Here is a 12,728-nt window from a genome sequence, read left to right as displayed (position 1 = left end):
CTAAACGCGCCAGTTCACGCTCTTGAAAATCTTAGGGGCAATGGCGCGCTTGGCCATTGCCCCTAAGGACATTGATATTCAATTTTAAAAAGACATCAACTGCTGTCGGCGTTAACCGCATCGTCGAAAAAGGATTAAGCGCCTAAGTTGATGAAGTCACCGTTTTCGAGCAAAATTTTAACGAAATCCGGCACAGTATCGGTCCGGTTCCAGTCACGCTGCCACTCGCAAGCTAACTGCGCATTGGTAATCAGCTGCGCGCCTGCCTGTTCAACCCGTCGCAGGGCCGTTTCGTGGGCAATCTTTGAGGTACCGCCAACGGCATCGACGACTGGATAAACCTGGAAGCCTTCCGCTAACGCATCAAGCGTTGGGAAGGTGAGACAGGCTTCGGTCCATAGTGCGGCCATGATGAGCTTTTTCCGTCCGGTAGCTTTGACTGCTTCAACAAAATCCTGATCCTGCCAGGCATTAATTGAAGTTCGGTCAATGCTGGGTTGGTCGCCGAGGACTTTTTTTAAATCAGGAATTGTGTCCTTGTTTCGGCCACTTTTGACATTAACCGTTGAAAGCACGATCGGGACTTGATAAATTTTAGCCAATTTAGCGGTCATCACCACGTTCTGAATAAGCGCATGATGATTCATGGAGCCGATAGATTCGACCTGCGTCGGCTGATAGTCAATCAAAATCAATGCTGAATTTTCTGGTGTCAATAGCTGATCTGTCACAGGATCACGCCGTGGATAACTTGTCATTTAAACTCACTCCTAATCTTAGTGAATGACGAATCTGAAAGTATCTCTACCAGCTCATTCTAGTCCCATCTTGATGAAATCTGTAATATTTTGCCCAGAGCGTGAACTGGCGCGGTTAGAAGTCGGAGTGTAAGTGGTCTCAGGCGTGATGGCCTGGGCTTGGCCATTGCGCCTGAGGTCCTTACACGCAGACTTCTGCGCCAGTGAACGCGTTTTTGGAAGAGCGTGAGCGTGGCCGGTTAGAAATTGGAGTGTAAATAGCCTCAAACACTTTTAACTATTAAGATCAGCCAAAATATGCCCAACCACGTCATCCTGTGACCAACTCGCAGGAATCGTCTGCTCACCCGGAACACCCAATAAATCATGGGGCTGGAACCAGCGGCGCATGCTGTCGGCACCAAACTCGTTAGCTTTAGCGCGGCCGGCATGACGATGAAGGGTTTCTTCAAATGACAGATCATAATAGTAGATGAAACTGCGATCAGCTTCAGCTACTAATCCCTGCAGCATCTGGCCATAACGCGCCGCATTCAGGATGCCTTCAAGGATGACCACTTTTTCATGCTGCAGGCCGAAGCGGGCGATGAGTTCAATTAAGGCAATATTCGGACTGTCAGGTTTATCTTTTTCCGCTAACATGTCGCGGCGGATGACATCCTGGGAGATTAAAAGTGTGTCAGTGAGGTGTTCGCGCAAGACTTTAGCCGTGGTTGTTTTGCCACTGCCTGAATTGCCACGTAGAATGACGAGTTGATGCATCAGTCAAAATACCCTCTTTCCCCAGCGATGAAATGGGCGAGGGCCTCACGATGTTGCTGGTTAAACAAACGCGGAGCGGCTGCGGGATCGAAGAATTTTAGTGCCTCGGTCTCATCGTTATTGCCATTTAGTTCGCCGCCTAATTGTTTCACGAGAAACACTGGGCACAACCACTGGGCGACATCGCCGTTTGGATAGGTGAGGGTCAGATTGCCATTGACGCCGAGCAAGGAGACAACCGTGACCGATAAGTTAGTTTCTTCTTTGAACTCGCGAACCATTGTCTGCGCCGGCGTTTCCCCATATTCAATCGTGCCACTGATGAGCCCCCATTCACCGGTAAAATCGCTGCGTTGCTGAAGTAAAACGCGGCCAGCGTCATCCGTTAAAATGCCAATCGTCCCCGCCATAATCAGCGGCATATGTCCGACTTTTGCGCGAACCTGCTTAATATAGTCTGCCAAAAAAATCCCTCCTGAAAATTGAGTCTACTCCAACAAACCAGTGCGGAGTCATGCTATGATTTAGGTTAACATAGTTGCGACTTGGATTATTTCCTGGGTAATAATTGTGGTATGTTTTAGACAAACATAAAATGCAGACAGGAGCGTTTAGAAATTGGTGAATCAGTGGCCAGTAACCGCGTTCAGGAAACGCAGTAAGGCCCTTTACTTAAAGCTCCTCAAATTCCGTAACCAAATCAAGAAAGAGAGCGTGCGCGAACATGACAGTAACGTTAAAACATTTTCAAACGGAAGATCTTGAGACATTGTGGAAGGTTGCCTTTTCTGACCCCAATGCGGAATGGCACAAGTGGAATGGCCCGTACTTTAATGACGAAATTCCCACACTGAAGGAAATGCAGGATGATCAGGCCAATCAGACCGGCTATCAATGGGTCGCTAATCCTTTTGTTAACGGCATTTGGGATGATGGTATCTTAATCGGCGACGTCTCCGCACATTATGAAGACGGGGATTTGCAACGGTGGCTGGACTTGGGCATCGTGATTTACGATGAGAGCTACTGGGGTAAAGGCATTGGTAAACAGGCGCTGGATCAGTGGATTGATCGGATCTTCGGCCTAATTGACTTGCCGCATCTGGGCATCACGACTTGGTCCGGGAACGAGCGGATGATCGGTTTGGCCAAAGCAGTGGGGATGAAGCAAGAAGCCCGTGTGCGTCAAGTTCGGTATTACCAGGATCGCTACTGGGATTCCATTAAATACGGCATCTTACGTGAGGAATGGCAAGCGCTGCGACAACAGCAATAAATTAAAGACCAGCAAAAGAGGCGGCTTAGTCAAGTCGCTTTTTTGCTGGTCTTTTTAGATTTTAAATGTGTCTGTAGTGTAGCGGGAGGTTAAACAAAGAAAGCGTTATTGAAGCATAAGGAACCCATTTCTACCACAAATAGGCCTTTGCCGGTTCACATGACTGGCAGGGGTTTATTTAGTTGGCTTCCTTGTCACTTAATCGCTTATAAAGTGCCACCATTTCGCCGGCTAGATCGCGAAAGGTGATGGCATTCATCAAGTGGTCCTGACTATGCACCATCAATAACGTGACTTTGGCGTGATCGCCTTGCGCTTCCGCCGTCAGCATGCCACTTTGGACATTGTGTGCTTGGGTTAAGAACTGATCGGCTTCTTTAAGTTTCTCATCAGCCAGTTTGAAATCGCCATCCTTAGCTGCGTGAATGGCTTCAAAGGCCGAACTTTTTGCATTCCCGCCATTGATAATCAAGCCCATGACGGTTTCGAGGCTCTGATCTTCTTCGTTCATGAGGCCGCTCCTTTGCCGTCATCAATCGCCTTTAACGAGGCTTTTAACACTTTTTCGCCGTTCATTAAGCCGTAGTCCTGCATATTAATGACACTGACGGGGATGTCTAAATCTTTCTTGAACTGGCCTTCAAGGTAGCGAACTTGTGGGCCGAGCATTAAAACGTCTGGCTTCTCTGCCGCAAGCTTGTTGTCGGCATCGGAAGCCGAAGTGGCAAAAATATTAACGGTGATGCCGTCTTTTTCGGCAGCTTTTTGCATGCGTGCAACCAGCATACTTGTTGACATACCGGCGGCGCAGACCAACATAATCTTTTTCTCTGTCATTTTTCTGACTCCTTTTTTAAAAAGTGTAACCGTTTTCTGTTTCTTGTGCTATTATAATTCGTAGGTACAAATTTTACAAGCGTTTTCAGGATTTGAAATTGGGGGAGGTTGTCGATGTATCACGATATTGCAGAGCAACTGATTCAAGATATTCTGGCAGGACAGTATCCGGTCAAGCTGCCAACCGAACAAGTGCTGATGGATCGTTATCAAGCCAGTCGCAACACGATCCGTAAAGCATTGGACGTGGTGTTTGCCCACGGACTGGTGCGCCGGGTTCAGGGCAGTGGCTATTACGTCATTGATCATTCGGCGCAGTCGGATGCGGTGCTGAATATGTCGATCGGTTTTGATCAAACGGCCATGGTAAAAGGTGGCCCGCTGACATCTAAAGTCGTTAAGTTTGCGCTGATCCCCGCAACAGCTGCGTTGGCGCAGCGTGGTAATGTCACCCGGGGCGATCCGGTTTACCAAGTCGTGCGACTACGGTACTTAAAGAAGCAGCTGTACGACTTGGAAGAATCGTATTTCCCGCAAGCGATTGTGCCGCATCTTTCGGCCAAAATTGCGCAAGGATCGATCTTCGCATACTTGCGCAACACGTATCACATGGTCGGCAGTACGACCGAGAACTACATTCAAACATTGCCACTGCCCGCTGACTATGCTGACTTGATGGGGTTGCCGGTAGAAACCAATCATCTTTGTCTCGATGGGATTAACTATTTGGCAAGCGGCAAAGTTTTCAACTTTTCACGAACTTATTTTGTTTATCAGGGTCTGACGCTGTATTACCACACGACAAATATCGATTTGGAGCGGTAGGGCCGGGACTGGCTCACGCTCAAAAAATTTGAGGGGTGTAAATAATGAATAAGCTTATCAATTGGCTCAATAAACATGTTGTCCCAATCGCGGCGCGGATCGGGTCGATTCGCTGGCTGGTCGCGTTGCGTGATGCTTTTATTGCCATCATGCCGGCGATGATGGCCGGAGCGATTTCGACTGTGTTGAATGCATTGATTCGGGATATTCCAACGCAATTCGGCTGGACCGGATTCGTTGATTCGATGCAGTGGCTGATCGGGATTAACGCGGTTGTTTGGACAGGAACGTTGGCAATTCTCGGGTTGATTTTCTCGTTTACGTTTGGTTACCAACTGGCGGTTCAATATAAGGTCGAACCGGTGACGGCAGGGATCGTGACGTTGGGCACGTTCATTATGAGCTTGCCGCAAAACTTTACCCTGACGTTGAAGGCTGGATTGGCAAAAGGGGCCGTCAAAACTCTGACCGATGCCGGCGCCGTTGTTTCCGGTAAAGACGTCAGTATGTGGGGCTTCTTTAACTTTGGTAAATTCTTTGGCGCGTACGGTTTCTTCACCGTCATGCTGATGGGCGCCATTGCGGCAACGATTTATATCTGGTTGATGAAAAAACACATCACGATTAAAATGCCGGATTCAGTTCCCCCGGCTGTTGCTAATGCTTTCACCGGTATTGTACCTGCCGCAGTCGCACTTTACGGCGTTGGTATTATCAATTATCTTTTCATCCAGTTTGGTACCACGGTGATCGAATTTATTGCCAAAGTCTTGCAGGAACCGCTGTTGGGGTTGAGCCAAGGCTATGGCGCCGTGTTGCTGATGACCATTTTGGTGCAGGTTTTCTGGTTCTTCGGGATTCACGGTACCAATGTGTTGGGGCCGGTGCTTGACAGTATCTGGTTGACGGCGCAAATTGCCAACATCAACGCATTCTCAAAAGGGCAAGATCTACCATATTTATGGACCCGTAACTCCTTTGATCTGTATGCTTGGATTGGTGGCGCCGGTTCAACATTGCTGCTGTTAATCGCCATCCTGATGTTCTCAAAACGTGACGATCAGCGGGCAGTGGCTAAGTTGTCCATTGCGCCGGGCTTCTTTAACGTTAACGAGCCGGTCATGTTCGGGATGCCAATCGTGCTTGATCCGATTTACTTCATTCCGTTCATTTTGGCGCCGGTCGTGATGGTCTCAATCGCTTATGGTGCTGTTGTCAATGGGCTCGTCTCACCAATTAAAGCGCAAATTGTTTGGTCCTTGCCGCCATTTCTAAATGCTTTAGTGGCAACCATGGACTGGCGATCAGTAGTCTTGCAGCTGGTTAACATGGTGGTCGGCTTCTTAATCTACGTGCCATTTGTCAAGGCCGCCAACCGCATCAAACCCGCGCAGATTGATGATTGATTTAACAGACACGTCACGGTGCTCAGAGAGGTGATTTTTAATTGGAAATTCAAATGATGTTCAAAGTGCCGGCGTCGTTCATGTACGGCCAGCTGATTCGGTCCGTGCAGGCGGATATCAAGACGCATACCGGCCGGGAAGTGTTGCCGGGCAGTCTGGATGGCCTCACATATCAGAAAAAGTGGGCCAATGGCATGACCGGAAAGCTGACGATCACACATGCCATCGCCAATCAGCGTTACGCGTATGAGCTTGACACCGATCGCGATCATTATCAGGTGGATTATCAATTACGCGATCTCGGTGATCACAAGACAATGCTGCATTATACTGAAACAATTGAGGGTAAAACCGCTAAAGGCAAAGCTAATAATCGCACAGCCGGGTTTTTATTAAACTGGCAACGTAAGCATCGCTTTAAAAAGATGTCGCGCCAAATGGCTGCACAATATTTTAGCTAAGAAGGGATTTTTGTGAAATGAAACGATTAGGCATCTCGCTTTATCCGGATCAAAGCAGTTTCGAGGCGAATAAAGCCTATCTCGATCTGGCCCATCATTACGGTTATAGCCGTATATTCACCTCGCTCTTGCAGCTTTTGGGCGAAGACGGGGAGGATTTGTTGGCGAAGTTTAGCCAAACGATTGATTATGCTAACCAGCTTGGGTTTAAGACGATCGTGGATATCAATCCGGCATTGTTCAAGGAACTGAAGATCAGTTATGATGATCTAAGTTTTTTCGATAACCTCCATGTTTGGGGACTGCGGCTGGATGAAGGCTTCACTGGGGCAGAAGAAGCACGGATGACGCACAATCCTTATGGCTTAAAAATCGAACTGAATATGAGCCGGGGGACCAATTATCTGGCGAGTATCATGTCCTATGATCCCGATCGCGATAACCTAATCGGCTGCCATAACTTTTATCCGCAAGCCTTTACCGGGTTGAGTGATGCCATTTTTACCGAATACTCGCAGCAATACCGCCATTATGGGTTACACACAGCGGCGTTTGTGTCGTCGGCTAACGGAAAAATCGGTCCCTGGCCGATTCATGACGGCCTGCCGACGATGGAAAGTGATCGGCATCGGGATATTGTCAGTCAAACCAGCCATTTGGTGCTGACGGGTCAGATTGACGATGTGATCATCGGTAACGCCTTTGCCAGTGAGGCGGAACTTAAGGCAGTCGCCGCAACTTTTTTGGCGCCGTATCCGGTGCTGCATGCCGATATGCTAGCTAGCATGACGCCGACTGAAGAAAAAATTGCCTTTGCCGCGCCGCATCTTTATCGCGGGGACGCCTCGACTTATCTGCTGCGGGATACCCAGCCACGCATTACGTACAGCACGGCAGATATTCCTGCTCATGACAATGGCCAAACATTCAACCGCGGGGATATCCTGGTGGTGAATTCGGCTTATGGCCGGTACAAAGGCGAGCTGCAAATCGTTTTGGCTCCATTTAAGGATGACGGCCAGCGGAATCGGATCGGCCGCATCTGTGCGGACGACCTTGGCTTTTTGGATTTGGTTAAACCTTGGTCGACGTTTGTGTTGGAGAAGCATGAACTGAGTGATTGAAGCAAAGGCTTTTAGTCATAACTTGCGGCAACAGTATAAAAATGAGGATGTGGCCTAATCCACAACCATAAGAAAATGGCGAACATCAATTCCAATGGAGGAATTTTTTGCTCGCCATTTGTTTCGTCATGGACAATTCGTCAGAAGTCTTAAGATTTTAGTGCCAAAGCGGAGCAATCGTAGGCGGGGACGGGCTCAGTGGTGAGATTGTACTAGCCGGGCGGTCTTCCCGGCGTAGTACAAGGCCGAGCTTTGAGACTCTGCCGGTTTTGCAGAGGCTCAAAGTCGTGCCCACCACGTTCCAGCCCAGTCCCCGCCGGAGATTGCGGAGTTTGGCGCGGCAGAGAGTTAATTGCCTGAGCCCGCTGTGTATCGTACTTATTAAAAAATAAAAGTCATGTAACAACTTATTGCGCCGCTTGCTCCTTCTCATGCGCCGCGATAATTTTTTCATCCTTAGCCACTTCTTTCAAGACATTGCTGACCGCGGTGCCGCCTAGTGACGTGCGGCGATTGACGGCGGCTTTGGAGGTGAGTTCGGCGTAGACGTCGTTTTCGATTTGCGGCGCGGCCTGCTGGAGTTCGCTTAGTGGCATTTCCTGCAGGGCGGTGCCGGATTTGATGCCTTTTAGCACGAGTTCACCGACGATGGCGTGTGCCTGACGGAAAGGAACGCCTTTTGTGGCCAGATAGTCGGCGAGTTCGGTTGCATTGCTGAAGTCATGCGTGGTGGCTTCGGCCATGCGCTTTTCGTGCACCGTGAGATCGCTGAGCATGCCGGTGAAAATATGCAGCGAACCGAGAATGGTGTTGTAGGTGTCAAAAATCGGCTCCTTGTCTTCCTGCATGTCCTTGTTATAGGCCAGCGGGATCGCCTTCATGGTGGTGAGTAGTCCCATTAGAGCACCATACACCCGCCCGGTTTTGCCGCGAATGAGTTCGGCGAAGTCCGGGTTTTTCTTTTGCGGCATAATCGAACTGCCAGTGGAAAAATCATCGCCGAGTTCGATGTAGTTGAACTCAAATGTGGACCACAAGATCAGTTCTTCGGCCATCCGACTTAGATGTTGCATCAAAATGGCACTGTTGCTGAGGAATTCAAGCGCAAAGTCCCGGTCGGATACGGCGTCCAGACTGTTATGGTACAGCTGATCAAAACCAAGTTCCTTGGCGACAAACGTGCGATCAATCGGGAAGGTGGTGCCAGCCAGCGCGGCCGCACCTAATGGCAAAATGTCGGTGTGCTTTTGGGTAAAGTCAAAACGTTCCCAGTCACGCTGGAACATTTCGAAATACGCCAACAAATAATGGCCATAGGTGATCGGCTGAGCGTGCTGCATGTGGGTGTAGCCGGGCATGATCGTGGCGGCGTGGGCTTTGGCTTGACCGACCAAAACCGTTTGTAAGTTGGTCAAGGCTTCTTTGATTTCCGGCAGACGATGCTTGAGCCAGAGATGCAAATCGGTGGCAACCTGGTCATTGCGTGAACGGGCTGTGTGCAGCTTGCCGGCAACCGGACCGATTTCGGCAGTGAGCAAAGCCTCCATGTTGAGGTGAATGTCTTCATTCTCCACGGTAAAATGCAATTTCCCGGCGGCCAGTTCTTTTTGCAGATGGTGCAGGCCGGCAGTAATTTTGTCTGCATCACTTTGTGGGATGATGCCGGTTTTCCCTAACATTTTGACGTGGGCTAAGGAACCTTCCAGATCCTCTTTAGCCATTTGTTGGTCAAAACCGATGGAGGCGCCGAAAGCATCGACCCAGTGCGCGGCTTTTTCGGTGAAGCGCCCGCCCCATAGTTTATCAGTCATGTTGCTTTTCCTCGGAGTGAACGTGGTTGACCTGCTCGAAAACGGTGGTCGGCAGGGTCCAGAGTTTGATGAAGCCGGCTGCTGCTTCCTGATCGAAGGAATCGGCGCTGGTGTAGGTAGCAAGATCTTCATCATAGAGTGAGTTATGCGCGGACTTGCGGGCAACGGCGACAGCATTGCCTTTGTAGAGTTTCATTTTGACCGTTCCGTTGACAACCGCTTGCGTCTGATCGATGAAGGCCATTAACGCGTCGAACAAAGGTGAAATCCACTGGGCTTCGTAAATCATGTTCGTAAGTTTGTTTTCGATCGTCGGCTTGAAGTGTTGCACGTCGCGTTCGAGCGTCAGATTTTCTAAGTCGTGGTGGGCGGCCATGATGACCGCAGCGGCCGGGGCTTCGTAAACTTCGCGGGACTTGATGCCCACAAGCCGGTTTTCGATTTTGTCAATCCGGCCGATGCCGTTTGCGCCGGCAATTTGATTAAGTTTTTTGATCATAGCGGCCAGCGGCATGTGTTCGTCATTTAAGGCGACCGGCACACCCTGTTCGAAGGTCAGATCAAGAAAAGTCGGTTCGTCAGGTGCTTCTTCTGGAGCGACGGTCATGCCCCAAGCATCATCAGGCGCCTGATTCCAAGGATTCTCGAGAATACCGGCTTCATTGGCGCGGCCCCAAAGATTGGCATCAATGGAATACGGGGATGCTTTGCCGATCGGTACCGGAACGTTGTGCTCTTTTGCGTAGTCGATTTCTTCTTCGCGTGACCAGTGAAAATCGCGAATCGGTGCTTCGATTTTCATATCGGGATCCAAGGCGTGAATCGCTGCTTCAAAACGGACCTGATCATTGCCTTTGCCGGTTGAACCGTGGGCAATCGCGGTGGCGTTTTGCTGGTGGGCGATTTTGACTAGATGTTCAATGATCAAAGGACGGGATAACGCTGAGACAAGGGGATAGTCACCTTCATATAATGCATTAGCCTTGATGACCGGCGCGACATAGTGATCGGCAAATTCGTCTTGCGCATCAACGACGATTGAATCAATCGCGCCGACTTTAAGCGCCTTTTGCTGAATCGCGTCAAAATCGGCATCCGACTGGCCGACGTTTAAAACCACGGCGATGACCTCGTATCCTTTATCCATTAACCAAGGAATCGCAACGGATGTGTCAAGACCGCCTGAGTAAGCTAATACAATTTTTTCTGTCATGTGTGAATATCTCCTTTTTTATTTTAGTTAAACCGTTTTTCGATTAAACGTAACAAACGCGACAAGGTGAAGGTCATGATGAAGTAGAAGATGGCGACGACCACCAGCGGTAGGAACGGCTTGAACGAAGCGCCTTGAACGACCGTGCCTTCAAACATCAATTCAGTCGCGCCGATCACGGACAGCACTGAACTTTCCTTGATATCGGTGACGAATTCGTTCCCGAGGGCTGGCCAGATGTTCTTCATGGCTTGCGGCAAAATCACGTAGCGCATCGCCTGGCGTTGGTGCAGACCCAGCGAACGCGCCGCTTCGGTTTGGCCAACCGGGACAGAGTTGATCCCACCCCGGATGATTTCAGCAACATAGGCACCGGAGTTGATGGCCATCGCGATCGCACCAGCGATGAAGGCGCTGAGATCCAACCCGAGAATCTGCGTGCCGAAGAAAACAATGAACGCTTGGACCAGTAATGGCGTGCCCCGAATGAATTCGATGTAGACATTGGCAACGGCCTTGGCCAGCCAATTGCGGCTGAGCTTCATCAACGCCAGCAAGGTACCGATGATGGTGCCGAAGAAGACGGTTAACGCCGCGAAAATCAAGGTATAAATCGCGCCGCGGATGAAGTAGTTCCCGTATTTAGCCCAGAAGCCCTGATTCTGATCCTGCAGCTTGTAAGCCGCTTGCAAATACTGCTTATACTTGGCGCCTTTGACCTTGCTGATGGTTTTGTTGACTTGTGCAAGGAGTGCCGGCGACTGCTTGTTAACCGCAATGGCAGTCGGTGCTTTGTCGGTGGCAAAATGCGGATCCAACACCATCAGGCTCGGCGTACGGGCCACATATGAATCAGCAATGGTGCTTGCCATGACGCCGGCGTCCAGTTTGTTGTAAGAAATCTGGGCGATGACGTCATTGGCCTTGTCAAGACTCGTGACCTTTGCACCAGGTAGTTGGGTTTTGGCTAATTGCTCCTGCGTGGTCTGTTTCTGCGCGCCAACCCGTTTGCCGGAAAAGTCGGCGATTGATTTGTACTTGGCTTTGTCGGCTTTGCGAATTACCATAACCTGAGTTTCGTATAGGTATGGTTGCGAGAAATTAACTTCTTTTTCCCGTTCCGGCGTTTTGGACATACCGGAGACAATCAAATCGATTTTGCCGGTTTTCAGCGCACCAATCAGGGCGGTGAAATTCATTTCTTTGATTTGCAGTTTCACGCCCATATCCTTGGCGATCTGTTTGGACATGGAAATATCTGCGCCGACGATGGTATCGGCCCCATTCAATGTCGCATGGAATTCCAAGGGGGCATAATCGGCAGACAGGCCAACGATCAGATAGCCGCGCTTTTGGATCGCTGCCAGATCATCGCCGGCAGCTGCGGTTGGTGTCGGTTGCTGAACGGTGAAGCCAATGAACATGGCTAAAAGTGCAATGATAGCAACTGCCCAATGTTTGATTCCCCGCATATAGCTCACTCCTCGCTAATGATTATGGACTGAATATATACTCATTTCAATGAATATGCAAGGAAAATGTTAAATATGCAAAATTAATTCATTTTTAGTCAGTTGCCCGAAGCCCAGCCAAGAACGGGGAAATGAGGTGCCAAAGCTTGGTATTATCGCGAATGTAGGAGTTGTGAGTTTCGCCGGGGAGGATGTGCAGTTCGGCATTTTGAATATGCGTGGCAATCGTGAAGGTCTCTTTTCGGGCAATCAGGTCGCGGCTTCCGGCTAGCACCAGCGTCGGCACGGAAATGGTGTGCAACATAGCTGGCGTGATTTGCGGTTCGTGAAGCATCATGGCAAGCTTAGGCGAAGGTCGATGCCCGGCAGCAATCCGAAAAAGAATCCGGGAATACCACCGCAACCCTTGAGGCGTCAGGTTGGCACCGGCTACAATCAAGGCGCCCACTAACTTCGGGTGCCGAATCGCCAACAGCAAAGCGACAATGCCACCATCCGAAAACCCAAGAATGATCGGCCGTTGCAGTGCCAACTCGCTGATCAACGCGGCGACATCTTCCGTCATGGCATCATAACTAAGCTGATCCGTGCGGGTGCTCTGGCCGTGGTCACGACTATCAAGCGCAATCACGGTATAATGCGGCGCTAGGTAAGTGATCAAGTCGCTAAAAATCGTATGATCCTCGCCATTGCCATGCAGCAAAATAATCGCCGGCCCGTGCCCGCTTTTGTGATAGTAGAGTTTTAGATCGTTGTGATAGAAGAACATAGGGAACCTCCTAA

Annotated in this window: 14 protein-coding genes; 5 read left to right on the top strand and 9 right to left on the bottom strand. The window is 49.8% G+C overall.

Features of this window, described 5'->3' with window-relative positions:
• Positions 1–134: 134 nt before the first annotated feature.
• The 3 genes from LACPH_RS13830 to LACPH_RS13820 form a co-directional block, all read right to left on the bottom strand.
• Positions 135–758, bottom strand: a complete 624-nt coding sequence (locus tag LACPH_RS13830) for a hydrolase (RefSeq protein ID WP_049169572.1) — start codon at positions 756–758, stop codon at positions 135–137.
• A 273-nt stretch (positions 759–1,031) separates the two neighbouring features.
• The gene (locus tag LACPH_RS13825) at positions 1,032–1,520 is read right to left on the bottom strand and encodes a kinase (protein ID WP_274785309.1); all 489 of its coding nucleotides are present in this window, start codon (positions 1,518–1,520) and stop codon (positions 1,032–1,034) included.
• Positions 1,520–1,984 (bottom strand): NUDIX hydrolase, encoded by a 465-nt coding sequence (locus LACPH_RS13820; protein ID WP_087913139.1) that lies wholly within the window; start codon positions 1,982–1,984, stop codon positions 1,520–1,522. The genes LACPH_RS13825 and LACPH_RS13820 overlap by 1 nt, the downstream gene beginning before the upstream one ends.
• A gap of 260 nt (positions 1,985–2,244) precedes the next feature.
• Between LACPH_RS13820 and LACPH_RS13815 the strand changes: the two genes are divergently transcribed.
• Positions 2,245–2,796, top strand: a complete 552-nt coding sequence (locus LACPH_RS13815; RefSeq protein ID WP_087913138.1) for a GNAT family N-acetyltransferase — start codon at positions 2,245–2,247, stop codon at positions 2,794–2,796.
• 178 nt (positions 2,797–2,974) lie between these two features.
• Here LACPH_RS13815 and LACPH_RS13810 read toward each other — a convergent pair whose 3' ends face one another.
• Positions 2,975–3,307, bottom strand: a complete 333-nt coding sequence (locus LACPH_RS13810; protein WP_274785308.1) for a PTS lactose/cellobiose transporter subunit IIA — start codon at positions 3,305–3,307, stop codon at positions 2,975–2,977.
• Complete coding sequence (locus LACPH_RS13805; protein WP_010490496.1) at positions 3,304–3,633, bottom strand: PTS sugar transporter subunit IIB; 330 nt, start codon at positions 3,631–3,633, stop codon at positions 3,304–3,306. Before LACPH_RS13805 ends, LACPH_RS13810 begins: the two co-directional genes overlap by 4 nt.
• Positions 3,634–3,747: 114 nt before the next feature.
• Here LACPH_RS13805 and LACPH_RS13800 point away from each other — a divergent pair, with 114 nt between their 5' ends.
• The 4 genes from LACPH_RS13800 to LACPH_RS13785 are packed head-to-tail and all read left to right on the top strand — an operon-like array spanning position 3,748 to position 7,449.
• Positions 3,748–4,458 (top strand): GntR family transcriptional regulator, encoded by a 711-nt coding sequence (locus LACPH_RS13800; protein WP_274785307.1) that lies wholly within the window; start codon positions 3,748–3,750, stop codon positions 4,456–4,458.
• Between the two features lie 44 nt (positions 4,459–4,502).
• The gene (locus tag LACPH_RS13795) at positions 4,503–5,864 is read left to right on the top strand and encodes a PTS sugar transporter subunit IIC (protein WP_274785306.1); all 1,362 of its coding nucleotides are present in this window, start codon (positions 4,503–4,505) and stop codon (positions 5,862–5,864) included.
• A 41-nt stretch (positions 5,865–5,905) separates the two neighbouring features.
• Complete coding sequence (locus LACPH_RS13790; RefSeq protein WP_274785305.1) at positions 5,906–6,325, top strand: DUF3284 domain-containing protein; 420 nt, start codon at positions 5,906–5,908, stop codon at positions 6,323–6,325.
• A 17-nt stretch (positions 6,326–6,342) separates the two neighbouring features.
• Positions 6,343–7,449: a DUF871 domain-containing protein gene (locus tag LACPH_RS13785; RefSeq protein ID WP_306387073.1), complete on the top strand. Its 1,107-nt coding sequence runs from the start codon at positions 6,343–6,345 to the stop codon at positions 7,447–7,449.
• A gap of 407 nt (positions 7,450–7,856) precedes the next feature.
• Here the strand turns inward: LACPH_RS13785 and argH are convergent, their stop codons facing one another.
• The 4 genes from argH to LACPH_RS13765 all read right to left on the bottom strand — a co-directional run bounded on the left by argH (position 7,857) and on the right by LACPH_RS13765 (position 12,714).
• Positions 7,857–9,260: an argininosuccinate lyase gene (gene argH, locus LACPH_RS13780; RefSeq protein ID WP_306387072.1), complete on the bottom strand. Its 1,404-nt coding sequence runs from the start codon at positions 9,258–9,260 to the stop codon at positions 7,857–7,859.
• Complete coding sequence (locus LACPH_RS13775; protein WP_274785302.1) at positions 9,253–10,473, bottom strand: argininosuccinate synthase; 1,221 nt, start codon at positions 10,471–10,473, stop codon at positions 9,253–9,255. Before LACPH_RS13775 ends, argH begins: the two co-directional genes overlap by 8 nt.
• 23 nt (positions 10,474–10,496) lie before the next feature.
• On the bottom strand, positions 10,497–11,945 hold the full coding sequence (locus LACPH_RS13770) for an ABC transporter substrate-binding protein/permease (RefSeq protein WP_274785301.1): 1,449 nt from the start codon (positions 11,943–11,945) through the stop codon (positions 10,497–10,499).
• A gap of 94 nt (positions 11,946–12,039) precedes the next feature.
• Entirely contained in the window at positions 12,040–12,714 is a 675-nt protein-coding gene (locus tag LACPH_RS13765; protein WP_274785300.1) for an alpha/beta fold hydrolase, read from the bottom strand.
• Between the last annotated feature and the right edge of the window lie 14 nt (positions 12,715–12,728).

The organism is Lacticaseibacillus parahuelsenbergensis, from assembly GCF_030770265.1.
GTDB classification, from domain to species: Bacteria; Bacillota; Bacilli; order Lactobacillales; family Lactobacillaceae; genus Lacticaseibacillus; species Lacticaseibacillus casei.
Note: the sequence above shows the minus strand (reverse complement) of the source record. Positions and strands in the feature narration are given on the sequence as shown.

What these genes read in the sequence shown, in the direction of transcription:
- LACPH_RS13830 (WP_049169572.1), bottom strand. Translation starts at nt 758, where the DNA reads ATGACAAGTTATCCACGGCGTGATCCTGTGACAGATCAGCTATTGACA.
- LACPH_RS13775 (WP_274785302.1), bottom strand. Translation starts at nt 10,473, where the DNA reads ATGACAGAAAAAATTGTATTAGCTTACTCAGGCGGTCTTGACACATCC.
- LACPH_RS13810 (WP_274785308.1), bottom strand. Translation starts at nt 3,307, where the DNA reads ATGAACGAAGAAGATCAGAGCCTCGAAACCGTCATGGGCTTGATTATC.
- LACPH_RS13815 (WP_087913138.1), top strand. Translation starts at nt 2,245, where the DNA reads ATGACAGTAACGTTAAAACATTTTCAAACGGAAGATCTTGAGACATTG.
- LACPH_RS13805 (WP_010490496.1), bottom strand. Translation starts at nt 3,633, where the DNA reads ATGACAGAGAAAAAGATTATGTTGGTCTGCGCCGCCGGTATGTCAACA.
- LACPH_RS13825 (WP_274785309.1), bottom strand. Translation starts at nt 1,520, where the DNA reads ATGCATCAACTCGTCATTCTACGTGGCAATTCAGGCAGTGGCAAAACA.
- LACPH_RS13800 (WP_274785307.1), top strand. Translation starts at nt 3,748, where the DNA reads ATGTATCACGATATTGCAGAGCAACTGATTCAAGATATTCTGGCAGGA.
- LACPH_RS13785 (WP_306387073.1), top strand. Translation starts at nt 6,343, where the DNA reads ATGAAACGATTAGGCATCTCGCTTTATCCGGATCAAAGCAGTTTCGAG.
- LACPH_RS13765 (WP_274785300.1), bottom strand. Translation starts at nt 12,714, where the DNA reads ATGTTCTTCTATCACAACGATCTAAAACTCTACTATCACAAAAGCGGG.
- argH (WP_306387072.1), bottom strand. Translation starts at nt 9,260, where the DNA reads ATGACTGATAAACTATGGGGCGGGCGCTTCACCGAAAAAGCCGCGCAC.
- LACPH_RS13795 (WP_274785306.1), top strand. Translation starts at nt 4,503, where the DNA reads ATGAATAAGCTTATCAATTGGCTCAATAAACATGTTGTCCCAATCGCG.
- LACPH_RS13770 (WP_274785301.1), bottom strand. Translation starts at nt 11,945, where the DNA reads ATGCGGGGAATCAAACATTGGGCAGTTGCTATCATTGCACTTTTAGCC.